Source organism: Spirosoma sp., from assembly GCF_026391055.1.
In the GTDB taxonomy this organism is placed as follows: domain Bacteria; phylum Bacteroidota; class Bacteroidia; order Cytophagales; family Spirosomataceae; genus Spirosoma.
Genome location: NZ_JAPLET010000019.1, coordinates 451,535 through 476,995 on the forward strand (window position 1 = coordinate 451,535; position 25,461 = coordinate 476,995).

The 25,461-nt window shown below is 50.4% G+C and carries 20 protein-coding genes; 11 read left to right on the forward strand and 9 right to left on the reverse strand.

The window, feature by feature from the left end; translation table 11 throughout:
• Positions 1-40: 40 nt before the first annotated feature.
• On the forward strand, positions 41-2,533 hold the full coding sequence (locus tag NT073_RS12605; RefSeq protein WP_366107243.1) for a glycoside hydrolase family 95 protein: 2,493 nt from the start codon (positions 41-43) through the stop codon (positions 2,531-2,533).
• 253 nt (positions 2,534-2,786) lie between these two features.
• Here the strand turns inward: NT073_RS12605 and NT073_RS12610 are convergent, their stop codons facing one another.
• On the reverse strand, positions 2,787-3,656 hold the full coding sequence (locus NT073_RS12610) for a tetratricopeptide repeat protein (protein WP_297373650.1): 870 nt from the start codon (positions 3,654-3,656) through the stop codon (positions 2,787-2,789).
• Between the two features lie 197 nt (positions 3,657-3,853).
• Between NT073_RS12610 and NT073_RS12615 the strand changes: the two genes are divergently transcribed.
• Together NT073_RS12615 and NT073_RS12620 are read left to right on the forward strand one after the other, a co-directional pair.
• Positions 3,854-4,642, forward strand: a complete 789-nt coding sequence (locus tag NT073_RS12615; protein ID WP_297373653.1) for an SGNH/GDSL hydrolase family protein — start codon at positions 3,854-3,856, stop codon at positions 4,640-4,642.
• A gap of 523 nt (positions 4,643-5,165) precedes the next feature.
• Positions 5,166-6,053, forward strand: coding sequence for a dienelactone hydrolase family protein (locus tag NT073_RS12620; protein ID WP_297373657.1), 888 nt, complete (start codon positions 5,166-5,168; stop codon positions 6,051-6,053).
• 243 nt (positions 6,054-6,296) lie between these two features.
• Here the strand turns inward: NT073_RS12620 and NT073_RS12625 are convergent, their stop codons facing one another.
• From NT073_RS12625 to NT073_RS12650, 6 genes are all read right to left on the reverse strand, one after another.
• Positions 6,297-7,097 (reverse strand): ATP-binding protein, encoded by an 801-nt coding sequence (locus tag NT073_RS12625; protein ID WP_297373660.1) that lies wholly within the window; start codon positions 7,095-7,097, stop codon positions 6,297-6,299.
• Positions 7,098-7,367: 270 nt separating this feature from the next.
• Positions 7,368-7,526, reverse strand: a complete 159-nt coding sequence (locus tag NT073_RS12630) for a hypothetical protein (RefSeq protein ID WP_297373663.1) — start codon at positions 7,524-7,526, stop codon at positions 7,368-7,370.
• A 23-nt stretch (positions 7,527-7,549) separates the two neighbouring features.
• Complete coding sequence (locus tag NT073_RS12635) at positions 7,550-8,254, reverse strand: DsbA family oxidoreductase (RefSeq protein ID WP_297373665.1); 705 nt, start codon at positions 8,252-8,254, stop codon at positions 7,550-7,552.
• 10 nt (positions 8,255-8,264) lie between these two features.
• The gene (locus tag NT073_RS12640) at positions 8,265-8,828 is read right to left on the reverse strand and encodes a pentapeptide repeat-containing protein (RefSeq protein WP_297373668.1); all 564 of its coding nucleotides are present in this window, start codon (positions 8,826-8,828) and stop codon (positions 8,265-8,267) included.
• A 72-nt stretch (positions 8,829-8,900) separates the two neighbouring features.
• Positions 8,901-9,947 (reverse strand): WYL domain-containing protein, encoded by a 1,047-nt coding sequence (locus NT073_RS12645; protein ID WP_297373671.1) that lies wholly within the window; start codon positions 9,945-9,947, stop codon positions 8,901-8,903.
• A gap of 116 nt (positions 9,948-10,063) precedes the next feature.
• On the reverse strand, positions 10,064-10,258 hold the full coding sequence (locus tag NT073_RS12650; RefSeq protein WP_297373674.1) for a hypothetical protein: 195 nt from the start codon (positions 10,256-10,258) through the stop codon (positions 10,064-10,066).
• A 395-nt stretch (positions 10,259-10,653) separates the two neighbouring features.
• Here NT073_RS12650 and NT073_RS12655 point away from each other — a divergent pair, with 395 nt between their 5' ends.
• From NT073_RS12655 to fucP, 3 genes are all read left to right on the forward strand, one after another.
• A complete protein-coding gene (locus tag NT073_RS12655; RefSeq protein WP_297373676.1) occupies positions 10,654-11,760 on the forward strand; it encodes a slipin family protein in 1,107 nt (368 codons plus the stop codon).
• Between the two features lie 88 nt (positions 11,761-11,848).
• A complete protein-coding gene (locus NT073_RS12660; RefSeq protein ID WP_297373679.1) occupies positions 11,849-13,387 on the forward strand; it encodes an RtcB family protein in 1,539 nt (512 codons plus the stop codon).
• Between the two features lie 317 nt (positions 13,388-13,704).
• Complete coding sequence (gene fucP, locus NT073_RS12665; RefSeq protein WP_297373682.1) at positions 13,705-14,949, forward strand: L-fucose:H+ symporter permease; 1,245 nt, start codon at positions 13,705-13,707, stop codon at positions 14,947-14,949.
• Between the two features lie 140 nt (positions 14,950-15,089).
• On the opposite strand, the gene NT073_RS12670 is transcribed toward fucP, so the two are convergent.
• Together NT073_RS12670 and NT073_RS12675 are read right to left on the reverse strand one after the other, a co-directional pair.
• Positions 15,090-15,830 carry an ester cyclase gene (locus NT073_RS12670; RefSeq protein WP_297373685.1) on the reverse strand — a complete coding sequence of 247 codons (741 nt, stop codon included), beginning with the start codon at positions 15,828-15,830 and terminating at the stop codon, positions 15,090-15,092.
• Between the two features lie 336 nt (positions 15,831-16,166).
• Positions 16,167-16,556 carry a hypothetical protein gene (locus NT073_RS12675; RefSeq protein ID WP_297373689.1) on the reverse strand — a complete coding sequence of 130 codons (390 nt, stop codon included), beginning with the start codon at positions 16,554-16,556 and terminating at the stop codon, positions 16,167-16,169.
• Positions 16,557-17,751: 1,195 nt separating this feature from the next.
• On the opposite strand from NT073_RS12675, the gene NT073_RS12680 reads away from it, so the two are divergent.
• From NT073_RS12680 to NT073_RS12700, 5 genes are read left to right on the forward strand one after another with little or no spacing between them, the layout of a single operon-like run.
• Complete coding sequence (locus tag NT073_RS12680) at positions 17,752-18,690, forward strand: hypothetical protein (RefSeq protein ID WP_297373692.1); 939 nt, start codon at positions 17,752-17,754, stop codon at positions 18,688-18,690.
• A gap of 13 nt (positions 18,691-18,703) precedes the next feature.
• Positions 18,704-19,177: a hypothetical protein gene (locus NT073_RS12685; protein WP_297373695.1), complete on the forward strand. Its 474-nt coding sequence runs from the start codon at positions 18,704-18,706 to the stop codon at positions 19,175-19,177.
• A 26-nt stretch (positions 19,178-19,203) separates the two neighbouring features.
• Entirely contained in the window at positions 19,204-19,905 is a 702-nt protein-coding gene (locus tag NT073_RS12690; protein ID WP_297373698.1) for a hypothetical protein, read from the forward strand.
• 4 nt (positions 19,906-19,909) lie between these two features.
• Entirely contained in the window at positions 19,910-20,611 is a 702-nt protein-coding gene (locus tag NT073_RS12695) for a hypothetical protein (RefSeq protein ID WP_297373701.1), read from the forward strand.
• Between the two features lie 4 nt (positions 20,612-20,615).
• Positions 20,616-25,250, forward strand: coding sequence for a S8 family serine peptidase (locus tag NT073_RS12700; RefSeq protein ID WP_297373704.1), 4,635 nt, complete (start codon positions 20,616-20,618; stop codon positions 25,248-25,250).
• Positions 25,251-25,461 lie beyond the last annotated feature (211 nt).

A 25,461-nucleotide genomic window follows, 5' to 3' on the forward strand; every position in this document is an offset into this window, starting at 1 on the left:
GCTTATAGTAGTCTGGATGATTTTAGACCTAGTACCTTACGTGAAAAACTTTCGCAAGACTCTCTTTTTATGTTTGCTGGCGGCTGCTGTACAGGCCCAGCAACCCACTTCCCTGAAACTATGGTACAACCAGCCGGCCGGGAAAATCTGGACTAGCGCGCTGCCCGTTGGCAATGGTCGGCTGGGGGCCATGGTGTACGGAAACCCGGAGCAGGAACTTATCAAATTGAACGAAGCCACCGTTTGGTCAGGTGGGCCGAACCGGAACGACAATCCCGATGCCTTGGCCGCACTGCCCGAAATACGACGCTTGATCTTTGCCGGAAAACAGGCCGAAGCGCAAAAACTGGCGGCTGCCAACATTGAGACGAAGAAAAATAACGGCATGAAATACCAGCCTGTGGGTAATCTTCAGCTATCGTTTCCGGGTCATCAGTCCGTCACGAATTACTACCGCGAACTGGATATTGAAAAAGCCATTGCCACAACCATGTATACGGTCGATGGCGTTCGGTACACGCGCCAGGTTATCGCGTCTGCCCCCGATCAGGTCATTGCCGTTCGGCTGACAGCTGATAAGCCGGGGAAATTGTCATTCACGACATTTCTCAATAGCCCCCAAAAGGTTCAGCGCAGTGTTGAAGGGACCACTAAACTGGTTATGACGGGTACCACCAGCGACCATGAAGGTGTAAAAGGTCAGGTGAATTTCAGCGCCCATGTGCGCGTGGTGCCAGAGGGTGGACAAACGACTAAAACGGACACATCGGTGGTGATCAGCGGGGCTAATGCCGCTACGCTGTATGTATCGATGGCAACCAACGTTGTAGATTACAAAACCCTCACCGCCGATCCCCAAACACGGGCTGATTCGTATCTGACCCCTGCGGCTAAACGTTCGTTCAACGCCATTTTGGCGGCTCATGTGTCGGCTTATCAACGCTATTTTAAGCGGGTCAATCTTGATTTGGGTACATCGGATGCCGCTAAACTGCCTACAGATGAACGCATCCGGCAGTTTGCCTCGGGCAATGATCCGCAGCTGGTATCGCTCTATTTTCAATTCGGCCGTTACCTGCTGATTTCGGCTTCGCAGCCCAGCCGAAACGGGGTAGTGGGGCAGGTGGCCACTTTGCAGGGGCTTTGGAACGACAGGATGGACCCGCCCTGGGATAGTAAGTACACCATCAACATCAATACCGAGATGAACTACTGGCCAGCCGAAGTGACTAACCTCACCGAGTTGCACGAACCGCTGGTGCAGATGGTAAAAGATCTTTCGCAGACAGGCCAGGAAACGGCCCGAGTCATGTACGGTGCCAGTGGCTGGCTGGCCCACCACAATACCGACCTATGGCGGATTACCGGCCCTGTCGATCCCATTTATTACTCCATGTGGCCAATGGGGGGCGCGTGGCTGAGCCAGCATCTGTGGGAAAAGTACCAGTATTCGGGCGATAAAGCGTACCTGAAATCGGTTTACCCGGCCATGAAGGGGGCTGCCCAGTTTTTCGTCGATTACCTTGTCGAAGACCCTAACCACCATTATCTGGTCGTCTGCCCCGGTATGTCGCCCGAGAACGCGCCATCGACACGCCCCGACGTTTCCATCGATGCGGGCGTTACGATGGACAACCAGCTTGTGTTCGACATTTTTACCAACACAATCCGGGCTGCGCAAGCTCTCGGGACTGATGCTGACTTCGTGAAAATCGTTGCGTCGAAACTGGCGCAATTACCGCCCATGCAGGTTGGTAAGCACGGCCAGCTACAGGAGTGGATCGATGATCTGGACAGTCCGGACGACAAGCACCGGCATATCTCGCACCTTTACGGCCTATACCCATCGGCGCAGTTGTCGGCCTACCGCACACCTCAGTTGTTCCGGGCCGCCCGCAATACGCTTGAACAGCGGGGCGATGCATCCACGGGCTGGTCGATGGGGTGGAAGGTTAACTGGTGGGCACGGCTCCTGGATGGTAACCGGGCCTATCGACTCATTACGAATCAGCTATCGCCCGTTAGTGAAGGCGGCAGAAACCGGCCCGGCGGTACGGGAGTTGGCGGCACGTATAACAACCTTTTCGATGCGCATCCGCCGTTTCAGATCGACGGGAATTTTGGCTGCACGGCGGGTATCGCCGAAATGCTCATGCAAAGTCATGACGAAGCCATTCATTTGCTGCCTGCCTTGCCAGACCGCTGGCCAACGGGGCGTATCGGCGGCCTTCGGGCACGGGGCGGCTTTGAAATCGTTTCGATGGACTGGAAAGAGGGAAAGGTGGCCAGCGTAACTATCAAATCGACGCTGGGTGGAAACTGCCGAATTCGGGTGCCCAATGAATTACAGGCAAAGGGGTTCAAGACAGTCCTGAATGCAGCAACGAACGCTAACCCGTTTTATCAGCCGGTAGTTGTTAAAGACCCCATTGTTTCGCCCCAGGCGCAGCTCATCATGGCCAAACCCCGGATCGGGCAGGTGTACGATTTTGCAACCCAGCCCGGAAAAAGCTACACTTTGATCATGAAGTAGCGAAAGTCCGTTATTGCTGGCTAACACCCCGACATAGTCACAGGCTATGCCGGGGTGTTAGCTGACCTCCGACCGGCACTTACTGACTAATCTGATAGAAGGCGGTCAAAAAACGCGAATTATGTTGACATCCTAAAACCTACTGTAGCGTTTGATAACCTAAGACGACGAAAATCTAACTGCACGACACGCCTAATTGGTAGGCCGGGCAGTTTATTTCAACTACATCACTAACTATTGACAGAACTCTGGTTCAGGCTTTGTAGGCTTTTCGAAGGACACTGCCAATTAGGCTTCCGGCAAACGTAAGCCCGACAGAACCGAATAGGCTGAACACTTCAACTTCCCGGTGTGTACTGAGGGGGTCCGGCCCGACCAGCCCATAATAGCCTACCAGAATAAGGAATACCTGAACCAACGCCAGCATCCATCCTTTACGCGGCTCCAGAAAACCAAGGCCAACCGCCGAAGCCGCAGCCCACAGATAAGGCCAGTGAATAACCGGACTCTCTTTGATGATGTAAAGCAGGATTAAGCCACTCATAACTGTTAGACCAGCGTTTAATATAAGCTGCCGATCAATGAATGCACGTTTACCCGGTGGCTGAATCAGGGCTTTTGTACGACCCATCTCATCCAGTCGGCTGGCCTTGTCCATGTCCTGTTGAGCGTCCATGTCCTGCCGGAGTTGCTGACGGGTCAGGCCACGCCATCGGTAGGGCTCAGCAGCTTCACCGTGGGAATGAAAAATTGCTTTATCGAAATCCTGAAAAGCAGTTGTATAGTCATGAGCCTGAAAGTGGATTTGTCCACTTTCGGTATGCAGTTCGGCGAGGGTGTCATCGTAGCTTTTTCCCCGGTTCAGGTCGTCGAGTGCTGCTTGTGTATCGCCCAGAGACCGGTAAATACGAGCCCGGTAGAGATAAGCTACCGACGAGTCGGGCGTTGTACGAATCACGTTGTTGAAGTAGGCAAGGGCTTCGGCATACTGATCGTTCTGATAAAGCGTGATCCCTTCCCGTAACCGATCGGCCTCTAATTCGGCTTTAGACCGCTGGTCGGCATAGTAGCGTAAATAAATGATATACCCGATAAAAGCAGTGAGTGCCGTGAGTTCAAGCATAAGTGTATAGTAAGCCGCCCCCAAAATTGGGGCTATTTAAGTATTTAAACATGTTCCTATAACTAGCAAGCAGGCTTCATTCTTGCCTTAATAGGTATTTATTGGCTAATGGGGTATTATTTGCGCAGGATGAATTCACTCGTATCAGTGTAGCACCTCAATACTAAGAAAAAAGTTGAACTTGTAATTTGATGCCCATGCGTACAAAAACCTCAAGACGAACATTTCTGATGTCGTCGGCTCTCCTTGGGTTGGCATCCGGTTCATTTCCAGAAGTGGCTAGGGCCAATACCCTACCTGATGGCCAACGGAAAGAAACCGGGCTTGTCTTCCTATTTCAGGGCGATTCGATAACCGATGGTAACCGGGGCCGGAACACCGACCCAAACCACATTATGGGACATGGGTATGCCTACGCAATAGCCAGTCGAATCGGAGCCGATTTTCCAGAGCGGGATTTTATCTTTTATAACCGAGGTATCAGCGGCAACAAAATTACGGACCTACAGAAGCGCTGGCAACCCGACACGCTGGCTCTCAAACCGGACGTGCTCAGTATACTGATCGGGATTAATGATACAGGAGCAACCATCAATAAACCCGCCGAAGCAACAACACCTGAGCAGTTCGAAACGATCTACCGCAGTTTGCTTGATGAATGCCGACGGGCTAATCCGGAAACCCTCTTTGTATTGGGTATTCCGTTTGTGTACCCCGTGGGAAGTCGGCAAGAGAACTGGGAGCGCTGGCAGAGCGACACCCGGAATCGGCAGGTGGTAATCCGGAAACTAGCGACCGAATTCAACGCCGTTGTAGTCGATTACCCCGCCGTTCTCGATCAGGCGATTGCAGGAAAAAATACGGAATATTGGGTGTGGGATGGCATTCACCCAACGGTGTTTGCACATGAGCTGATGGCTCGCGAATGGCTTAAACAGGTAAGCCAGCGGCTGAAGTTTTTAAAGAAGTACAAACGCAGTTTTTAATCGTCTTTTGTAAACTGACGCAGTATCATAATAGCTGATTGTAGGCAGTGAAATTGTCTCAGCGTGAAATTGGGTGATGGTTAAAAAAATGTTAAACTTAGTACTTGTTGTTACTTAAGTGATGTATAAGTAATTATATTGGCGACTAATAATCAATATTGTATACTTAGATAGATAGATAAATTGGCTGAGCACTTAACATTAGCTTCTGGAAGTAGGCCGAAAAAAAATTTGCCTACCTGTCCCAAATGCGGTGATTGGTCATCGGTTGAGCGGGTACCTCGTGGAAAATTAATTCGTAACCTTTTATTTTTCCTGCCCCTTCGTGCTTATTTGTGCTATAGATGCAGCCGTAGATTTTACCGGTTCTTATGAGTCTCTGAGGCTGTCAATAGTATGGTTCATCGACAGGGCGTATCGTATCCTTCGATTGGCCTGGGGTAACCGCTAATCGGATTATGGAGGAAACGGATCGTTTGATGAGAAATTTGTTAAATTTAGGCGTAAACGAACCCGGACCAACATGAGCCAAATCAATAAAGAAGACCTCAAACAGGAAGTGTTTGACCTGTATGATGACTATGCCCACAACCGGATTGACCGGCGCGACTTTGTGCAAAAGCTGTCTACATACGCTGTAGGTGGTATTACCGTAGCGTCTTTGATGGGGTTTCTCACGCCTGATTATCAGGGGGCTATTCAAATCAAAGAAGATGACCCCCGCATAACTTCGGAGTATATTACGTATCCATCGGCCAAGGGGGGCGGAACAATCAAAGCTCTACTGTCGAAACCAGCCAATGCAAAAGGCAAACTCGGCGGTATTGTTGTGGTACATGAAAACCGGGGGCTTAACCCACACATCGCCGATGTTGCCAGACGGGCGGCCTTAGCCGGGTTTGTTTCAATTGCCCCCGATGCGTTAAGCCCCTTAGGTGGCTATCCGGGTAATGACGACGACGGCCGTGCCCTGCAAAGTAAACGTGACAGAAATGAAATGCTGGAAGATTTTATAGCAGCCAATGACTATTTGAAAACCCAGAAAGACTGCAATGGCAAGGTTGGTGTTGTTGGTTTTTGCTTCGGAGGGTGGATTGCCAACATGATGGCTGTGCGGCTTCCGGACTTATCAGCTTCTGTTCCGTTTTATGGCGGTCAGCCCACGGGCGATGATGTGGCGAAAATAAAGGCTCCTCTGCTGTTACATTTTGGCGAGCTGGACAAAGGGGTTAACGCGGGTTGGCCTGCTTACGAAGCGGCTTTAAAAGAGAACCATAAAGAATACACAGCCTACGTATATCCAAATGCGAATCATGGCTTTCATAACGATACAACCCCCCGTTACGACAAAGCCGCAGCCGAACTGGCCTGGAAGCGTACCATCGACTTCTTCAACGCAAAACTGGCCTGATTAACTTTTTAAGAGGTTCTTCTCGAAGAGATAACAGCATAACAGGCACGGCACTATCAAAAAGTAAATAGCTGTAACTTTTCTCTGTAATACGATTTTTCTGAAGCGCGGCCAGTAAACCACGCTTCAGAAAAATCTCACCCTTGCCCAAGGCAAGCGAATACAGGACTGTCGATGATCAATTCATTTCAGAGAATTAATCGGGACTGCAACACTTCAGTTAATTCCTTGCGGGAAAGATCTTTATTCATCAATTGTCAAGTACACACTACAGGTGGCACCCTGTCCGGGTTTACTGGTTGCATTAACAGCGCCCCCGTGGTTGGCTACCACTTTTTCGCAGATGGGCAGGCCAATGCCTGTCCCGGCATATTCGCTACGGCCATACAAACGCTGTAACACCTGAAAGATGCGGTCCAGATACTTTTCATCAAAACCAACACCATTGTCGGCCACATCAATCCGATAATACTGACCAGTCGCTCGGATTGGTTTAGCCGAAGCCGGTAATTGACTCCGCTCAATCGAATAAGCGTTGATCTGAATGACTGGAGCTACATCCTTTCGGCGAAACTTCAGTGCATTGCCTATTAGACTCTGGAACAGTTGGTCTAACTGGGAGGCATCGCCCTGGACGTTAGGTAAGGGGCCTGTGCTGATAGTTGCTCCTGTGTCTTTAATTACTAATTCCAGGGAAACTAAGGCACGATCAATAATTTCCGGCAACGATACCGATGCTGTAAGGTCACGCTGGGTATTGATCCGCGAATAGTCAAGCAGGTCTTTGATTAAGGTTGGCATTCTACTGGCTGCCAATTGCATGCGCTCCAGGTAGGCAAACTGTTGTTGGTTGTTGTTAGAGCGTAACAGTAAACCATTGGCTTCTTCCAATTCTTCATTGAGGGCTACGTATTCTTCGTTGCTTGCTTCCAGTTCTTTGTTGATAGCCGCCAGTTCTTTCGTTCGCTGAAACACTAGTAGCTCCAGATCGGTCGAAAGGTTCCGATAACGGGTTTCGCTGTGGCGTAGCTCTATTTCTGCCACCTTACTCGGGGTACTTATTGAACCAATTCATGGATACCTCATTATACGACTGATAAGGCTGCTCCGAATCCAGATAAAATATCATGGCGGGCACGGTGTCCCGCAGGAGTTGCAGGTGAGCCTCACTTTCCTCCCGATTTTAATGGGCCAGCAAAAGCCGCACCGGCTGATTCCAGCCAAAATAAGGCTCTCCTCTTTGGTACACTTGGCGGCAGACAGCTAATAGTGGCTAATCATATAATTCGGGCATGATCAATACCAGCGGTTGACCTATGCTGATCCTCGGTCCATCAGGACCAGCACGGCGGGATTGGCCATTTCGATCACTAAGTCTTCGCCCTTTAACAGCAGGATGGCTACCGGAGCCTGTTCGATGGCCTGCCGAAACTGGATTGAGCTAACGTCCGACCCGTGCCGGACGCTGCCCATTTCTAGCTCACTAGCGAGTCAGCCTAGCACACCTCACCGGGTGTACAGGCAGGGCCGTCTGCCTGCACGTCAGTAAGAACAGGATTTGCGTTCTCCCATTCTGTCCAGGCTGTGTTGAGGGCACCCAGGAATGTTTCAGGTTGTTGTGCACCCGAAACGGCATACCGGCGGTTAAGTACGAAGAAAGGTACACCCCGCGCCCCTACCTGCTGCGCTTCATATACATCCCGGTTTACGGCATCTGCAAACTGGTTGCTGGCCAGTAGTTGCTCAACAGCCGTTTCATCCAGACCAATTTCGGTGCCCAATTCCAGCAGGGTGGCATGGTCGGAGGTGTCGCGTCCTTCGGTGAAATAAGCCTTGAATAACCGTTCTTCAATGGCATCGCCCAGACCGTGTTGTTTAGCCAGCTGAATAAGCCGATGGGCATCCCATGAGTTGGCAACTACGGCTTTATTCAGGTCGTAGGATAGGCCTACTTCCCGCGCCATGCCAGTGACATGGTCGTTCATGCGTTGGGCTTCGGCCAGGCTCCAGCCCTTTATTTCGGCAAGATACTGATTGATGCTCTTGCCTGGCTGGGTCTTCATGTCAGGATTCAGCTGAAAGCTTTTCCAGACAATATTAATCTGCTCTTTGTGCTCAAACTGATTGAGGGCCTGCTCGAATTTCCGTTTGCCAATGTAGCAAAAGGGGCACATGATATCACTCCAGATTTCTACGTCCATGGTTTGTAAATTATGTAACGATGATGTCATATTTGTTCAGCAAACCGGGAAGGCTATGTAGCGAAAACTTTGTTTTTCTGATCTTGTTTTGATCAGGGTCCATGCTTAAGTTGTACGAACTCGAAAAGTCAGTTTGCGTCAGCGTATTCGTGGCAAATACCGTCAGTTCGAGATTACAGTTTTTGAACAAGGCGCCACTCAGGTCGCAGTTTAAAAAACGAGCTTCGCGCAGGGAGCAATCCACAAAGTGGGTCTTTTTCAGGTTTCGATTGAAAAATGAAGCGTAATCGAGCTGGCACGTCTGAAAATCGACATGGAAGCCGAAGGCGCTGCATTGCCCGAAATTGACCCCGTTCAGCTTGCAATCGGTAAACAGCACATCGTCGAGCTTAGTGCCCTCCAGTACTGCCATGCCCAGGCTACAGTCGGTGAAACGGCAGTTAACGAAGCTCGTGCCGCCGAATATTACTTTAGACAGGTCGAGGTTTTTAAAGGTACATTGCTCAAAACTGTGGCGGAACCACTGCTCCGGTTCGTCCGTAATTTGATCAAATACCTGGTCGCAAAAATCCATTTGTAAGCGGTTGTAAAGAGTGTATTCTGGTATCGGAATAAATACCAAACCTACCGCTGGTTTAGCTAAACATCAAACCCGCGAGTCTTTTGCTGCTGGTGTTTCCGGATCTGCATAGGCATCCACGCCCGCCTGTAACCGCCTGATAATAACCCGGCGCAGACGCTCCGGCTCCAGCACCTGCATGCCTTCGCCAAACCCCAGAATTTCTTTTTCGAGTTCAAAATTGTGCTGGACAGTAAGTTGGATAACAATGCCATCGGGCCTTCGCTCAACCACCTGTTGCGATTGGTGTAGTGGCTTGGTTTCGACATAAGGCGCATGAAACTGGCTCACAAACAACCTTACTTTTATGGGGCGCATCCGTTCGCTGACCGAAACACCGATCACATCGCGGTAATAAAGATCGGGGTCCAGGTGTTGGTTGGCGATGTAGTCAATATCTGGTGCTGGCGTTATGCCCAGCATACGGTCGAGGGCCAGGTTCATGGTATACCGTTTGCCATCGCACACACCCACGGCAAACCAGCGGTTCTTGAACTCTTTCAGCCACCATACATGAAAGGTGAACGTTTGTGGCAATCGAGCCGAAAACGACTGGTACTCGATCCGGAGTGTATGTTGCTGAATAACGGCCTGGTACAGCTCATCCAGATAGTGCAGCCCTTTCAAACTCTCATTTTTCTCGAAGTCAATGACCGGGGCCGACTTCCGGGCGGTCGAGTACACATGGTCTTCCAGCTTCTGAACCACTTCATTCAGGGCCGTAAAATGTGAGAATCCCTTGAACTGCTTGAGTACTTCAACCGCTTCGTTCATCCGCGACAGATCACCATCCGACAGGGGGATGTTGGTGATGCTATAGGCGGGGTCTTCGTAGGTGTAATATTTTTTGTCGATGACGACAATGGGCGCAAAGTACCCCAATTTATCGCTGCGCATCAGTTGAAGGTCGGCCTGTACGGTGCGACGGCTGATGCCTTTATCCATCCCTTCGAACTCATACAGCGCTTCTGATACTTTCGCGATCAGGTCGTCGAGCGTCCATTTGCGTTGTCGGTTGCGCAGGCAGGCATCCAGCGTTTTGTAGCGGATAAGGGCGTTTCGGTTAGCAGGCATGGCGATTAGTGAATAATGATGAGTAGGTAGGATTTTTTGAAAAGTTAGAAAATAGTTTCATCTGCGCAAAAACACTGCGTAGTTACGCCTAATCTTTGTAACGACGGGAAAGTCCATTACCAAACCTGACGTGGGTTTCTGTATAGCCCCGTAGTATCGTCATCACTGATGTGCGCTATGCTGTTGGTACTGGATGATTTCGTCTCTAATCTGTCGGTCGGAGGTTCGAATCCTCCTCTTGTTTCGGCGGGGTAGCTCAGTGGGTAGAGCAGCAGGGAAACGCAGGTTCGAATCCTGCTATCAACTTGCATAAAGTTGATCCATTGGTTGGGAAGAAGGCCACTTCAACAAAGGCTACCATAGAGAAAAATCAGTGAGGAGTTATCCGGTTGTGTGGCTGTCATGGCTATACAACAGTCGTTTTTCGATCGGATTGAGCAACGCCAGCAGGCCGGTTTCGTAATTGATGGGTGTGCGTCGTGACAGAAGAGAACGTTGGATAAGTTATTTGGAAGCGCCCTGGGCACTCTCAAAACGTAGTCAACCAATTTTCCAGACCGTCGAACCAAAGCAATGGCTAACCGGCTTCCGCAATGCCCAAACGGGGGGCTTCTTACTGGTTTTGTTAATCGTTAATTAGGTTTCGGTATTGGATGTATGGTATTGTTAGCCCCAAACCCGTAAACGACGCCACAAACAAGTATCAATGATGAAACGTGTACGCATCAAGGCCCTGCAAATCGGGTTAGTGTTCAAGCATGGCGGTTTTAAGCGACTGCTTTCGCCGGGCCAGTATTGGCTTTGGTCGAACGAGACGGTTCATATTTATAATCAGGGCGAGATGTTACAAAATCCGCCCTGCGATTTATCCATGTTGCTTCAGTATCCAGAAGTGACAGCTGTGCTAGATGTAATTGAAGTAGCCGATAATGAAATCGTGCTGCAATATGAGCATGGGCTTTTTCAGACGATTCTGCGTAAAGGTCGCTGGGCTTTCTGGAAGGGGGTTAAGCAGTACCAGTATATGCGGGCTGATGTAAACCAGTTGGAAATACCGGCCACTATCGACCTGGATTCGCTGATGCCACAACCATTGTCGACCTATGTTCGAAGCTTCACGGTAGAGGCCCACGAGCAGGGTGTGCTGTTTATTGACTGGAAATTCGACCGGGTGTTAACCGCCGGAACGTATCACTGGTGGAAAAACACAACGCCCGTTCATATACTTAAGGTCGATATGCGCCAGCAACAAATGGAAGTTTCCGGACAGGAAATCCTGACCAAAGACAAAGCCTCGCTACGGCTCAGCTTCTATGTCCAGTACCAGGTACAGGACATAATTAAAGCATTAGTTGAGAATAAGGACTTTGATAAACAATTGTATGTTTTGGTGCAACTCGCACTGCGTGAGTATATTGGCGGATTTACGCTCGATGAGTTGCTCGATAAGAAGGGAGAAATAGCACCGTTTGTAGTTAAGGTTACGTCGTCCAAAGCCGCTCAATTAGGTGTCGAACTTCGAACGGGCGGTATTCGCGACATCATTCTGCCCGGCGACATGCGCGACATCATGAACCAGGTGTTGATGGCCGAGAAGAAAGCACAGGCCAACGTTATCATGCGTCGGGAAGAAACTGCGTCGACCCGAAGTCTGCTGAACACGGCCAAGCTGATGGAAGACAACGAAATGCTATGGAAGTTGAAAGAGATGGAGTACGTCGAGAAGATTGCGGATAAAATCAGTTCAATTTCCGTCTCGAACAGTGGCTCGATAATCGATCAGTTGAAGCAGATTTTAGGACGAAGTAGTTGATTGGTCAACTGTAAAATAAAACGGTTTTGGAGCGTAGTGCCGGCCGGTACTACGCTCCAAAACATCGACAGTGTGTTAAAAGGAAAAAATGGAAACAACAATTTCACTAGACGATATTTTAACATTAGGCTCCATTCCGGAGCCGCTGCAGCCGGGTTTTCTGCGGGTAGCAAATGGCCTGATGTTGCGGGGTAACTACCCTAAAGGGAGAGTAATGACGTTATTGGCGCAGATGCTCCAGAACCCAAAAAAATTTGCTTTCTCAAAAAACAAAGTCACGAATCTGGCGCAGGCGATTTACGACCTGAATAAGCAGGGCATTGCCGTTCCGCTTAGCGAAGAAGGTGTAGCCTATTTGCCTGCGGAACCCGCTCCCCATGTACTGGCGAGTTTGGAGAAGCATGTTGAGCAGACCATTGGTTTGCGCGAAGGCCCGTTGCCCTACGCCGTGTTCGGTCGTGATTTTATTGAAGACGGGGCACTAAAGCAGATGGAAACGGCCGTCAGTTTGCCCATTTCGGTGGCGGGGGCACTCATGCCCGATGCGCACCAAGGGTACGGTTTGCCCATTGGGGGCGTTCTGGCTACGGAGGCCAACAAGGTTATTCCCTTCGCGGTGGGCGTCGATATTGCCTGCCGGATGTGTCTGTCTGTGTTCGATCTGCCACCGTCCTTTTTAACGCGCGAACCGCACCTGTTGAAGAGGGTATTGGTTGAGCAAACCAAGTTCGGTATGGGGGGCGAAACCCGTGAGAAATTCGACGAGAGCGTAATGGACCTACCCGAATGGCAGGTGACCAAAGTGATCCGCGACCTGAAAGACAAAGCGTATCGTCAGTTAGGCACTTCGGGGACCGGGAATCACTTTGTCGAGTGGGGTATTGTGGAAGTACACGAGGATAGTGTGACGAAAGAATCGGGGCTGAATCTGCCGCCGGGAGAATACCTCGCCCTGCTGTCACATTCGGGTTCGCGCGGGTTTGGGGCCAATATCGCCAATACCTATTCCAAACTGGCGATGCAGAAAACCAAACTACCTCGAGAAGCCGCTCACCTGGCTTGGCTCGACCTGAATACGCAGGAAGGGCAGGAGTACTGGATCGGGATGAATCTGGCGGGCGAGTATGCATCGGCTAACCACCACGAGATTCATCATAAACTGGCCAAAGCCTTACGCGAGAAGCCGCTGGTTATGGTCGAGAACCACCATAATTTCGCCTGGAAAGAGCAGCTGGCCGATGGCCGGGAGGTGCTTGTCCACCGCAAAGGAGCAACCCCGGCGGGAGCGGGTGTGCTGGGTATTATTCCGGGGTCGATGACGCAGCCCGGCTTTGTGGTGCGCGGTCGCGGCAATATAGCGTCGATAAATTCAGCCTCGCACGGAGCCGGACGGCTCATGTCACGAACGAAGGCGTTCAACAGTATTACGCGTTCGCAGTGGAATAAAGCGCTGATGGAAGCCGGTGTTCAGCTCGTAGGTGGCGACCTGGACGAAGCGCCAATGGTCTACAAAAACATCGACACCGTCATCGAAGCTCAGCATGATCTGGTGGATGTACTGGCGAAGTTCACCCCTAAAATAGTTCGAATGGCCGACGCCAACCGGAAAGAAGGGCGGGAGGACTAGGGTGTACTGCACCAGACTGCATCTTGCTGTCTGACCGTTAAGCCAAATGTACAATCTGCCTACCTCTGGTCTGTATCTTCATAGATCAGGGGTAGGCAACACGGCTGTCTGAGGCCTTCATAACCGTGCAAGGCTATCTCTTCAGCGGTAAGCGAATAAGGGGCCTTATCGTCTAAAGCAGCGCAGCAAAAAACCAACTTAAGCGGGAAAGCGGTAATTTGCCCTTTCAAAAGACTTTACACCCGTGGAGGTGCGTAGTAGGTAAGGAACTAATCACTCGCGCCAGCACGTAAACCGCGTATCATAACCCCTAAACCATGCAGGCAACCCCTACCGCAGGCCAGTCAAAAGCGGCCTTTACTGAAAACAAGTATCTCATTACTCTCGTCTTTGTTACGTCTCTTTTCATGTTCTGGGGCGTAGCCATTACCATGGGCGATGTGTTGAATAAGCACTTCCAACATGTGCTGAGCCTGACTAAGACACAATCCGCTTTCGTTCAGTTTGCTATTTTTGGGGCTTACTTTGTGATGGGTATCCCGGCGGGACTGTTCATGAAACGGTTCGGCTATAAAAACGGGGTATTACTGGGTCTGGGCCTTTTCGCTACCGGTTCGTTTCTGTTTGTTCCGGCTGCAGCGGCTGCTTCGTTCACGTATTTCGGCATTGCCCTTTTCATTTTAGGCTGCGGCATTTCGACCCTCGAAACGGTAGCCCACCCGTTTGTAGCCTCCCTGGGCGACCAGCGCACCAGCGACCAACGTATCAACTTTGCTCAGGCGTTTAATGCACTGGGTGCCATTATCGGCCCTGCCATCGGCTCGTATTTTCTCCTGCGTAACAACACGCCGGGCAGCACCGACCTTACCTCGGTAAAAACTCTGTACATTGCCATTGGCAGTGTCATTGCTACGATTGCAATTCTTTTCTCGTTCGTGAAAGTACCGGCCTTAACCGATCCCCACGCTACCGTTGCCGATCCCGACGCAGCAAATGTGGATGCGGCCCCCGGCAAATCGCTCTTCGAGCACAAACATTTCCGTTGGGCGGTTGCGGCCCAGTTTTTCAACGTAGCCGCACAGGGCGGTACATGGGCATTTTTTATCAACTACGGTCATGAGAAAATGGGCTTCACCGATGCGGTGGCCGGTAATTACATGGTGCTCTTTATGGGCCTGATGCTGGCCGGACGTTTTGTGGGGACCTTCCTGATGCGCGTAATTGCACCCCATACCTTACTGGCCATTTTTGCGGGTTGTAACATCCTTATGTGCCTGATCATTACACAGAGTTTGGGGTGGCCTTCGTTCATTGCACTCATGATGCTAAATTTCTTCTTCAGCATTATGTTTCCGACCATTTTCAGCCTGGGCCTGAAAAACCTGGGTTCGCATACCCAACAGGCATCCTCGTTCATTTCGATGGGTGTCGTTGGCGGGGCCGTGTTCCCGTTCCTGATGGGTATGGCGGCTGAACACGACGTGGCAAATGCCTATTATCTGCCCATTATCTGTTACGTAGTTATCCTCCTCTTCGGCGCTAAGTTTTATAAGGTGAGGTAATTGATTGCTGAATTAGAGTAATTGTTAACCTAGCCGTGCCAACGTAAATACGTTGACACGGCTAGGTTTTTTTACTGAAAAGAGGATATACACGACTTGTTGTTTCTCAAATAGCTCACTTTTTTAGCGTGCTGTTCGGGCTACTGTGTCAACCGATAGACACCCCATTGCTCGGCTAGTTTACCTTCGCTGAGTCGGAAAATCTCATAAAACTGAGCAGGTTTCCCCTCAGATGTTCCCTCTGATTGAATAACCACGAAGTCGCCTTCTGCAATGACCAGGAGAATACGGTCAATAGAGACCGAAGTGGCCTTCTGACTCAGATAATTCGATAAGCCATTCCGACCATCAGCGATGTCTGGTTTGTGCTGAATAAGATCAGGCAGCACAAAATTGGGTAATAGATGAAGTTGATGGTCAATGAAGATCCGTTGATACGTTTCTTGTGCTGTTTCCTTATTTCTGGTCGTTAGTGCCGGATCGTCAATCGGCATCGGGCCATCCATTATCGCATTACCATTGAGCGTTTTTTCGGGTTGATCCTGAACAGCGTCCCAATGTTCGGCGACTTTCCCATTCTCGAATCGAAAAATATCAACGACCACTTTCTGAATGCCTCCCCAACCAAAACAGAGGTTCGTAACCACATAGTCGCCTTCGGCAATAAGCCGCAAGAAAGGTGTCGACGTGGCGGGTGGTTTTGGCATTTGCTTCATCAGGTGAAGAGCCTCAAGCAGACCGGCTTTGCCGGGCTTTAATGCTGGGCTATGCTGAATATAATTGTCGGCAATTACCAGTTCCGCGAAGGCAATATCGCCTTGTGCTACTGCCCGGCGATAGAAATCATGAATTACTGATTTATTGATTTGTTCCTGTTGCATGATTTGACTGGATATCTGAGTAGACATCGGTTTGCACACGATAAGTCCGGAAAAGCATAGGCGTCCCGGATGAAATCGTGTGATTACTTATATTGACTATAGATAAATGAGGGAATCAGGCTTGCGGTTAGCAAGCGATGGGCCAGAAGCTGAAGGCAGGTCATAACAGCCTACCTCTTCGTTTATGAGAGCTTCAGGTCAGTGGAGCGGTATGTGATAAAGCGATTCGTAGATGTAAATATAGTCGTTTTTCGTAATTGTACGCTAGGGCGATGCTTCAGTATAACCCTTCATTGATTGGTTAGCGAGCTTCTTACTTCCCTATTGGCCAAAAGCCTACTCCCTGTCATCATGTTTAAACCGGCTCATTCGCTCATTATACACATCTAAGAGAGCGTCATCCAGGGTGGCAGATTGTTCCAGCTCGAAGCGCAAAAAATCCGCCCGGTCTGCCCCTTCAATCATCCCCTCATATTTTAACTCCTGTTCCACCCAAGCCGATGTTCTCCTCAACTCAATAGCCTGAGCAAGTACCGCTCGAACGATTTCAGTAGTCCGCTCTGGGCTTTGGTTGGTCAGTAGCAAGATCCGAATGTCGGATAGGAAATCAACGTATGTCAACCCCGCATCCGGAAGTTCAGCGTGTATCCACTGTAAGAGTAGGGTTTGGATGAGTTCTTTATAAGGTGCGCTGTCAAGGTCGTCAAAGCGTATTCGTCGATTCATTGGCCAAAAATACCAATTAGGCTAGTTTTTCGGAAAGAGGCAAGTGAGTCTAGGCGCTAATTCGTCAATGAAACCTAGTATCATAAACTCACAGGTATCACTGAAAATTAGACGTTGATATATGAGATAACAATTTGAGACAGTATCTAAATTATACAAATATCATTGTCAGCTTAGGCTGGCTGTCGCATAAATAGGGCGTATTATGAGATAGTGGAAAAGTAATACAATAGTGAGGAGAAGTGACAGGTGAACTCGCGGCCAGCCCAAATCTGGGATGCGAATTTTAGCTGCCTGTTGCGTTTTATCTTTGACTAGACCGATGAGCGGTACAAATAATAGCCGTAACCCTGAGTAAACCGATCCGAAAGGTTAAATTGCTTTTGCCTACACGGCTTATCCACGCTAGTTGCTAATCATACCTGGAACCTATATTTAACCTCAGTTGACCAAGTTTGACTGGGTCGAGCGTCGAGAAATATAAATTGCCCACGGGAGCGGTTCGTCCACTGACGTCCGTGTACCAATAGAATTCTCTAATGCCCAGCCGAGTAAACAAACAGTCTTTGACAAAGTCAGCTGATTTTCGACCTGACACTTGGTCGATAATGACTTCTATTAGCATAAAACAACGATCGTTGTAAACGAATTTCTAGCCCGGTTTAAACCCGATCGGCAGCGGAACCATAGCACTCGATAAGTCTTTCTTAAATGTACTGAGCCACTAGTAAACCAACGCCGTACGCTTACATCCATGTCTATCAGAAAAGTAACTGACTAATGGATTAGCCCTCGATAAAACATTTTGGACAAATGTGTCCTCCAATGTAGTGAGTGAAAAAGCGTTGTCTTTTTCCAAGACGGATAAAGTTTACCAAAGCACGACGGAGCTGTTCATTTGGCACTACAGCACCGATCGCATCAACACCTTGCAAATCACGACCTGAAATCCGTTTTGACGAGTCGCAGCGATTCGACAGAAGTTGCCATTATTAGGCGTCCTATCAATCAGAGAAGTCTCGCAAACCTTTCTGGCCGATTGAATTTTAGGCAGCTTGTTTCCACGCCGATAGAAAGCTTCGACTAAGGTCTGAAATGAAGCGATTCTACGGACGAACTGCCTCTCACAACTTGTCGGCGGTTGATAGATTCGTAGGCGATTCTACTATCAGTCACCTTTATACCGCCAGTTGTTATGATTGAAGACATTAGAGTGCGCGACGCATTTTCGGAGGATGACTACTACCAAGGTATTCGTCAACTTTTCAGCGAAGATTATCAACACCTAAGCGATGCCGAATTAGAAAGTATCGTCTATGATCGATTGGCAGAAATGAGCCCGCTAGAGGCTGAAAGCTTTTTGAGTGGCTTAGGGAATGTGGTAAAGGGGGTAGCTAATGGCGCTAGCAATTTTGTGACGCGCAACGCGCCTACCATCGCTTCTGTAGCCCAAACGGCTTTACCCCTTATTGGCGGAGCGGTTGGATCAGTTGTTGCTCCTGGTGTTGGTACCGCTATTGGTTCACAGTTGGGAAGCCTGGCCGGTAATTTCGCCGGGCAGGGCCTTAGCCGGATCAATCGCTCTGGTCGGCCCATGCAGGCGGGTCCCTCTAACGCCCAATCGGCCATAAGTGGAATTGCCGGATCGTTCTTGCCGTTATTGACAGGGGGAGCAGGGGGGCCATTGGCTGGAGGGGGACAGGGTGGATTGAATAATCTGGCCGGTTCACTTATACCTCAGTTCAGTGGTCTGTTGACCGGTGGGCGTTCTCAGCCACAAATGACGCCAACGGGTACGCCCGCCACCAGTCAGTTGATGGCCCTGATCCAGAATCCACAACTGATGCAGAGTTTGCTGGGAGCTGTCATGGGCGGAGCTACACCGGGTCGTCGACTGGGTGAGTCTGAATCAAGTGAATCCGGCGATAGTCTTCCTTATTTTTTAGAAGCGTTGGAATACCTAGTTCAGGAAGCTCAGAACGAGACTGAGCAATGGGGCTATGGGACCAGTACGTTCGCTGAATCAGCGGATTGGGGTGGCCGTGATGTTCGGATACAGGGCTTTCTGACGGAAGTCTACAGTAACCAGGAAGCCATGCTCGAAGGATACGATGAACCCCGGCTTGTTTATTGATCCTCCCTACGCTATGATTTCTAACCAGCTACCTGCGAACCCAATGCAGGTATTGCTCTCGAAACTATCGGAAGAGCAGCCCGAACTGGCGCAATTGCTGACGACCATGCAGCAACAGCGTCAACAACAGACCAGCGAGGCCATCGAGCCACTTGATGCGGAAATTCATTGGCGCGAACAGAGTGAACAGGCGCTGTCCGAACTGAAACGAGCGAAGGCCGTCAATAACCGCCTGCTCAGGATCGTCGACGACCTTAAAGAAGCGCTAGAACAACAGGCCAACTTTGAGGATGCACTGGCAATGGCGCTCGGTGCCTGCCCCGACTGCTGGGGTGAGTCGGTCGACTGCCCGAATTGTGCCGGGCGAGGCCGTCCCGGTCATTTTGCGCCGAATCCGGCCCAGTTTAACCGGTGGGTATTGCCTACTCTACGACGGCATCCGCATTTGCTCAACGGCTTACTCACTACACGAAGACAGTCCAATTAATTTTTCACCTTTAACACATGTTCAACATGAATAGTATGTTTGAAGCCCTCGATGAAAACCAGTATTACGAGGAGTATCCTGAGAATTATCCCTACACCGAAGGCGATAACGGCGAAGATTATAGCGAAGCCACTCGTCGGCGAACCCGCCCACAAATTTCGCCGGGCGTCCGTCAGACCACCAACTATGGCCGAAACGTACCGACAGCCGCCACAGGTGAAAACGGTCCAGTATCGCGGGGCGAATTCAAGCGCACACTCGACCGGATCTCAGCCGATGTCAATGAGATCAAAAAAACCAGTTTAAGCCTCGGCAAATCGGTTGGTGAATTGGATCGCAAGTACGAGAGCGTTATCAAAACGATTGCCCGGAAAGACAGGCAGCAGGATGGTACGCTACGGGCCATGCAGCAACAGAACATGCTGGCCACCCTGCTTAGTCAACCCAAGTTCCATCCCGAAAATCTACAAATCGTTCCAACAACGGACGGTAAAGGACAGCAAATTGTACAGGTACAGGGCAAAAATCCAATTGAAGTAGACATGCTGATCCCGCTGTTGCTAGGGATGATGCCTATGCAAAACGGAAACGGATCGGGGGGTAACAACGATATGAATATGATGCTTCCGATCCTGTTACTTACCCAGGGCAGCAGCTCTACAGGCAGCAACAATTCGTTGCTGGCCGTGGCTATGATGATGGGAATGAATAACAACTCGTCTAAGTAAGATCATGATTACTGCTATGAATTTAATGATGGGACTGATGATAGCCGATAGCGAACAAAAACGCATTGGCTCGGCAGCCCCCGACGATTTCCGCACGAAGGGACTGTTGTATACTATGGTTCTGAATAGTCCGGTTCTAAGTTATGTTCTGATTCATAATGAAGCTGAGCGGATTATTAGCGCCACGCCACCAGCCCCTGTTGTTACATCTGTCGCTTCAACTGCACCTGTGGCTACTACGGCACCAGCGGCAACGTCAGGTACTTCAGCACCGGTCAATCCAACACCGGCTGGTTTGGCCGCAAACCTGTTCCAGCAACTGATCGATACAGACGAACTGAAAAACTATGTCGAGAGCCTGCAATCGAAAAAGATAGAGCTTGATGGTGAGGTAGAGCATCTGAAAAGTAAATACAGAGCAGCGAAGAAAAAGATGCCGGGTGAATTAACCGATTTGTTGAAGAAAAAGGAACGGATTGACCTGATTTTGACCCAATCTAACCTTGATCTGTTGCGGAAATTGGTAAATACCAGCGATTTACAGGCTCTGGATACAGGGTCTCAGAATTTACTGATAGCACTGATGGCCTTTTCTCCTGACTGGCTCCGGCAACTGGATGAGTTATTGGCAGAGGTCCAATGTTTAATGGGACTTCCATCGCCATTTTTCAGTGATTTTACTGATCAGGAGATGCAAGCCGACTAACGGAATGGACCCGCGCCTGAAACTCCTGCTTGAGCAGGGCTACTTCACCGATGAGGTAGCCCTGCTGATTCGACTGCATCACCCCGACCACTTCCCAGCCGGAACCCGGGTGCTGGCTCAGTTTGGCGATGTGATCAGTGCGCGGGTGCCACGCGGTCAGATTAAAGCCGTTTACGAAGCTCCTGAAACGTGTAGCATGAAAGCGCCCCGGATTATCCCCGCTATGCAGCTGGCCCCGATGGCCGAAGAACCCAATAATGACGATGGTAAAGGCAACTGGTTGAGTCACCCGAATAGAGCGACTCAACCAGTTGCCTTTACCGGGCAGGGTGTACTCGTCGGTATCGTTGACTGGGGTTTCGACTTCACGCATAAAAATTTTCGCCACCCGGACGGAAGCACTCGTTTCCAGGCCATCTGGATCCAGCAGATGCTGTATGATGGGCAGAATGCGTTTGGCTATGGAACGGTATTCACGGCGGATCAGATCAATGCGGCTCTGGCTACCGATACACCGTTTAAAACCTTGGGTTATCATCCAGGTCAGAGCGATTTTGCCGGACAGGGAATGCACGGTACGCACGTACTCGACATTGCTGCCGGAAACGGACAGGTAGGTGAAATGGGCATTGCGCCCCAAGCTATGCTACTAGGCGTTGAGATGGGTCATAACTGGGTGAATGGCTCCGATTTGTCGCTGGGCGATTCGGTGAAACTAGTGGAGGCAATGGCCTTTCTGGATCACCAGGCGGGGCAACTCCCACTGGTGGTGAACCTAAGTATGGGCGGGCACGGTGATGCCCATATGGGAAAGACTCTGGTGGAAATTGCCATTGACAACTGGCTTTCGAGCCGACGGGGGCGGGCCGTTGTGCAGAGCGTGGGAAATTACTACGCAGCCCGTATTCACCACCATGGCCAGTTGTCTTCCGACAAGCCTTATCGCCTGGACTGGCAAATTCGGATTAACGATCCTACGCCGAATGAACTCGAAATCTGGTATGCGGGGACTGATGCATTCCAGGCTACCCTGCTCACTCCCGAAGGGCAGGTTGTGGGCGTGTCGGAACCGTTTCGCGATGCCGATCTGGTATTAAACGGCCAGCGCGTTGGCCGACTTTTTCATCGACAACGGGAACCAAACACCGGCTTAAACCAGATTGACGTTATTCTGGATAATGGTTTACCGGGAGGGAACTGGGTAATCCAGTTACAGGGAAAAGTAGTAGCCAATGGCTGGTTCCACGCCTGGATTGAACGCGACGACCCTGGACAAAGCCGGTTTCCAGTAGCTCAGGCTACCCCTACGTTTACCACCAATTCCATTTGTAACGGTCAGTACAGTCTGGCCGTCGGAGCATATGATCAGTTGCAGTTAACTCGACCCATATTGCCTTTCAGTAGTTCGGGTCCCACCGTTGATTGGCGGCCTAAGCCGGATTTGACAGCGCCTGGATCTGCTATTTTAGCGGCCCGTTCAGCATTGCCCGCAGAACTCGTATCAACGAATGGGCTATGCCGGAAAAGCGGTTCAAGTATGGCGGCTCCTCAGGTAACCGGGGCTGTTGCATTATTAATGGAACAGTTATCAACATCGCTGCCATCCATTCAGGTCCTGCGCGACATAATCCTCAACAAGTGTGATCCTCCTTTGCCGGTTACCGCTACCTCGCCGTGGCGATTTGGTTGTGGCTACCTCAATATAGATAGGCTGCTTGGCTGGCCTGTCTCTGCGAACTTTAACCATCCTGTAGCTATGATTGACTTTAAAACATTACGCCGACCCGTTCGACCTACCAATACCGACCCGACTACAAATGCCGAACCGCAACAGTCTTTTGTCATGGAAACGGCTCCCGTACTAACTCTGACCGAATCACTGTTTGAGTGGGCCAGTAATGCCCCTCTACCCGGTGAAGCCGCTGATTTTACGGAACGACTGGTTTATCTATCTGAAGATGCAGATACATTTGCCGACAATCAACTGTCAATTGGCGAAGCCCTGTATCAGCACATGAATCCGATCTATAGCGAGTTCTTTTCGGAAGCATTAGACGAGCGGTTTCAGTGCATAGGAAAACCTAGGCAGGCTATTCTTGGTGACTTACAGCCCGGCGATGTTATCCTGCAGCATGTGTACCCGCTGCGACTCACTTTTCAGTCTCTGTTGGCTGATCCACGCCTGTATCAACCTTCTGATTTGCAAAATCTGGGTTGGTCGGCCGACTCTGACCGCCCTGGCCAGTACGCCCGGGTGGTTGAGCGATTTCCGGCTTATCACCCCCTTCAGATGAACTTTTGCCGAAGGCTGACGGATGGGAATGGGTATCTGTTGAATGGGGTGTATATCGTACGACATCGCCCCCGCCGGAGTCGCTTAATGAATGATGCTCCGACTGAAAACGATGGTTCTTTGGTAGCCCCCGAACCACGTATTCCATCAACGCAGTCTTCCGGGGAACTACGAGCCAGTGTAGGGCGGGGGGGGGTCAACAACCTGGATGACGTGCGACGTGTGCAGCAACTATTGCAAGGCGTAGGGTACACCGTTAGTACAACCGGCGAGGTCGATGAACGTACGCAGGTATCAATTTCGGATTATCAACAAACCGTGGTAGGGTTAAGACCCCCGGATGGACGCATTGACCCGAATCGTCGGACTTGGCAGGCCCTGAAAGCTGGCCGACGCAGTGGCGGTAGCACATCCGATACAGGGTTACGAGCCAGTGTAGGGCGGGGGGGGGTCAACAACCTGGATGATGTGCGACGTGTTCAGCAACTATTGCAGGGCGTAGGGTATTCCATAAGCATAAACGGCGAAGTCGATAGCCTCACTCAGGCCAGTATAATAGATTATCAGCAAACCGTCGTCGGGCTACAGCCACCCGATGGACGCATTGATCCGAATCGTCGGACCTGGCAGGCACTGGTAGCCGGACGACGCGCCAACAGTAGCACGCCCGTAACACCCCTAAATCCGCTGTCCGGCAGCTCGACGGCGATTGGTGAAGAAATCGCCCGGATTGCCCGGACTTACCTTGGCATTCGGGATATTGATCAGCCTCAGCGTAACTCAGGCTTTGATAATGCGGAATTTGAGCGAAAAATGAAGCAATTTGGCCTTTGGTTTAAAGGGGCTGAGTGGTGCGGCTGCTTCGTCAGAACGGTTTGGAGGGAGGCTTACCAAAATTTTGGGGATCAGACGACCATTGACCGGATTTTAGGGAATAGCGTCAATGCACGAGGGTACAAAGTGACACGGGGAACTTGGGAAACGTTCCTGTTTTTCCTGCGCGATCCCAGCTTACGGGGCCAGGTAATCCGTATGACTGGTGGGCGTACGCTGGAACTGCCGAACAACCTCGGTTCGGTTGTGGTAGGCGGTCGTCCTGAACGGACACCCACCAAAGGCAGCCTGTTTATCCTGCATGGCGAACCACCCCGCCGGATCAGACATGTTGGGCTGGTGACGGAGGTATTCGACAATGGAACTGTGGAGGTGATTGATGGGAATCATAGTAATCAGGTCAGCCAGGGGGTTATGCGCATGGATAATGACCGACTACTGGGCTTTATTGAACCATTACCTGTTTCGGGAGGATTACCTATTCCTGTACCAGTACCTGTTCCGCCCATACCTGTTCCACCCGTACCCACACCCGGCGGGGATGGCGGTAATCCGGTTCCTCCACCAACGCATGGCGGTACGTCGCTCGATACCGCCACTTTTCGGAACGCTGCTGAAATAAATGACTTCTTTCAGCGTAGCAAGGGGATGGACTTTATTGATTGGTTCAATGCGAATGTGGGGCGCAGAGGGCATTGGTCATCCATTCGGATGAACGCTACTCCAACAGGTAAAACCCGATTTACCCAATTTTGGGATAGTATTCCGCTTGTGTTCGGTACCGATAGTATTAACTCTGCCCAGTTTCTGTCATTGCAGAGCATTATCAATAACGAAACGGGTGGCGAGTTTAGCCCAAGGGGCGAAGGGGGAAGCTTGGCGTATATGTTTGGTACGAACCCGGACTCACGCACCCAGCGCGCCCGTAAACAATCCTACAACAAGTCGCCAAACCGGAAGGCCGGTGATCTGTTCAATGATCCGGTGTTTAATGCGGCTCATGGCCAAAAGCCACTGGGGAGTCAGTTAACCAATACTACTGATCCGGTCTGGAATGGTTCCGTATTTCCGTCAGGGCAGATTCCGTCCCGCCCTGATCCGGCTGTCAATGGCTACGTCATGGAAGCCGATTTTTACAAGTTCCGGGGGCGTGGATTTATTCAGACAACCTGGCGGGATGCATATAAAAACCTGATCTCTTTTACGCAGCAGTACAATGGCCAAAACCCAATAATCAGCCAGTATGCTCAGGCTTGGAGGGGACAGAATACGGATACGGTGGCGACCCTATCATCCAATACTGATTGGGATGCTCTTTTTAGTGAAATGGCGTTCGCTGCCAGAGCGGTAGGGATTTTCAACCGGCAAGGGGGTAACTTTCTGGGCCGTATACAACCCAATGACTGGGCCAGTATCCGGGCAGTTGCCCAGCATATTGCAGGAAGAAATGCACATGCCTACCATGATCTGTTCGAGAATCGGGTCCGCCAGATTGTTACGGCTTTTAGCTAACCCAATTTGACGGACAGGGCTCAGGACGCATCAAGTATGGTATCAGTACTATACTTGATGCGTTCCGTTCATTTTTAATGTACGCTAGTTGAAACTAGGCCCTTTAGGGCAAGAATATATTTGCTACACACCTTTAATGGCCGAGTCCATTTTTATGCAGAATGAACTAATTGATTACAGTTTCGGCTCCAGCCGAAACAGCGAGCTCTGT

Bases quoted from the DNA above. Each gene is read 5' to 3' on its own strand.
- NT073_RS12610 (WP_297373650.1), bottom strand. From the start codon at position 3,656: ATGCTTGAACTCACGGCACTCACTGCTTTTATCGGGTATATCATTTAT.
- NT073_RS12615 (WP_297373653.1), top strand. From the start codon at position 3,854: ATGCGTACAAAAACCTCAAGACGAACATTTCTGATGTCGTCGGCTCTC.
- NT073_RS12620 (WP_297373657.1), top strand. From the start codon at position 5,166: ATGAGCCAAATCAATAAAGAAGACCTCAAACAGGAAGTGTTTGACCTG.
- NT073_RS12630 (WP_297373663.1), bottom strand. From the start codon at position 7,526: ATGGGCAGCGTCCGGCACGGGTCGGACGTTAGCTCAATCCAGTTTCGG.
- NT073_RS12635 (WP_297373665.1), bottom strand. From the start codon at position 8,254: ATGGACGTAGAAATCTGGAGTGATATCATGTGCCCCTTTTGCTACATT.
- NT073_RS12640 (WP_297373668.1), bottom strand. From the start codon at position 8,828: ATGGATTTTTGCGACCAGGTATTTGATCAAATTACGGACGAACCGGAG.
- NT073_RS12645 (WP_297373671.1), bottom strand. From the start codon at position 9,947: ATGCCTGCTAACCGAAACGCCCTTATCCGCTACAAAACGCTGGATGCC.
- NT073_RS12650 (WP_297373674.1), bottom strand. From the start codon at position 10,258: ATGCAAGTTGATAGCAGGATTCGAACCTGCGTTTCCCTGCTGCTCTAC.
- NT073_RS12655 (WP_297373676.1), top strand. From the start codon at position 10,654: ATGATGAAACGTGTACGCATCAAGGCCCTGCAAATCGGGTTAGTGTTC.
- NT073_RS12660 (WP_297373679.1), top strand. From the start codon at position 11,849: ATGGAAACAACAATTTCACTAGACGATATTTTAACATTAGGCTCCATT.
- fucP (WP_297373682.1), top strand. From the start codon at position 13,705: ATGCAGGCAACCCCTACCGCAGGCCAGTCAAAAGCGGCCTTTACTGAA.
- NT073_RS12670 (WP_297373685.1), bottom strand. From the start codon at position 15,830: ATGCAACAGGAACAAATCAATAAATCAGTAATTCATGATTTCTATCGC.
- NT073_RS12675 (WP_297373689.1), bottom strand. From the start codon at position 16,556: ATGAATCGACGAATACGCTTTGACGACCTTGACAGCGCACCTTATAAA.
- NT073_RS12680 (WP_297373692.1), top strand. From the start codon at position 17,752: ATGATTGAAGACATTAGAGTGCGCGACGCATTTTCGGAGGATGACTAC.
- NT073_RS12685 (WP_297373695.1), top strand. From the start codon at position 18,704: ATGATTTCTAACCAGCTACCTGCGAACCCAATGCAGGTATTGCTCTCG.
- NT073_RS12690 (WP_297373698.1), top strand. From the start codon at position 19,204: ATGAATAGTATGTTTGAAGCCCTCGATGAAAACCAGTATTACGAGGAG.
- NT073_RS12695 (WP_297373701.1), top strand. From the start codon at position 19,910: ATGATTACTGCTATGAATTTAATGATGGGACTGATGATAGCCGATAGC.
- NT073_RS12700 (WP_297373704.1), top strand. From the start codon at position 20,616: ATGGACCCGCGCCTGAAACTCCTGCTTGAGCAGGGCTACTTCACCGAT.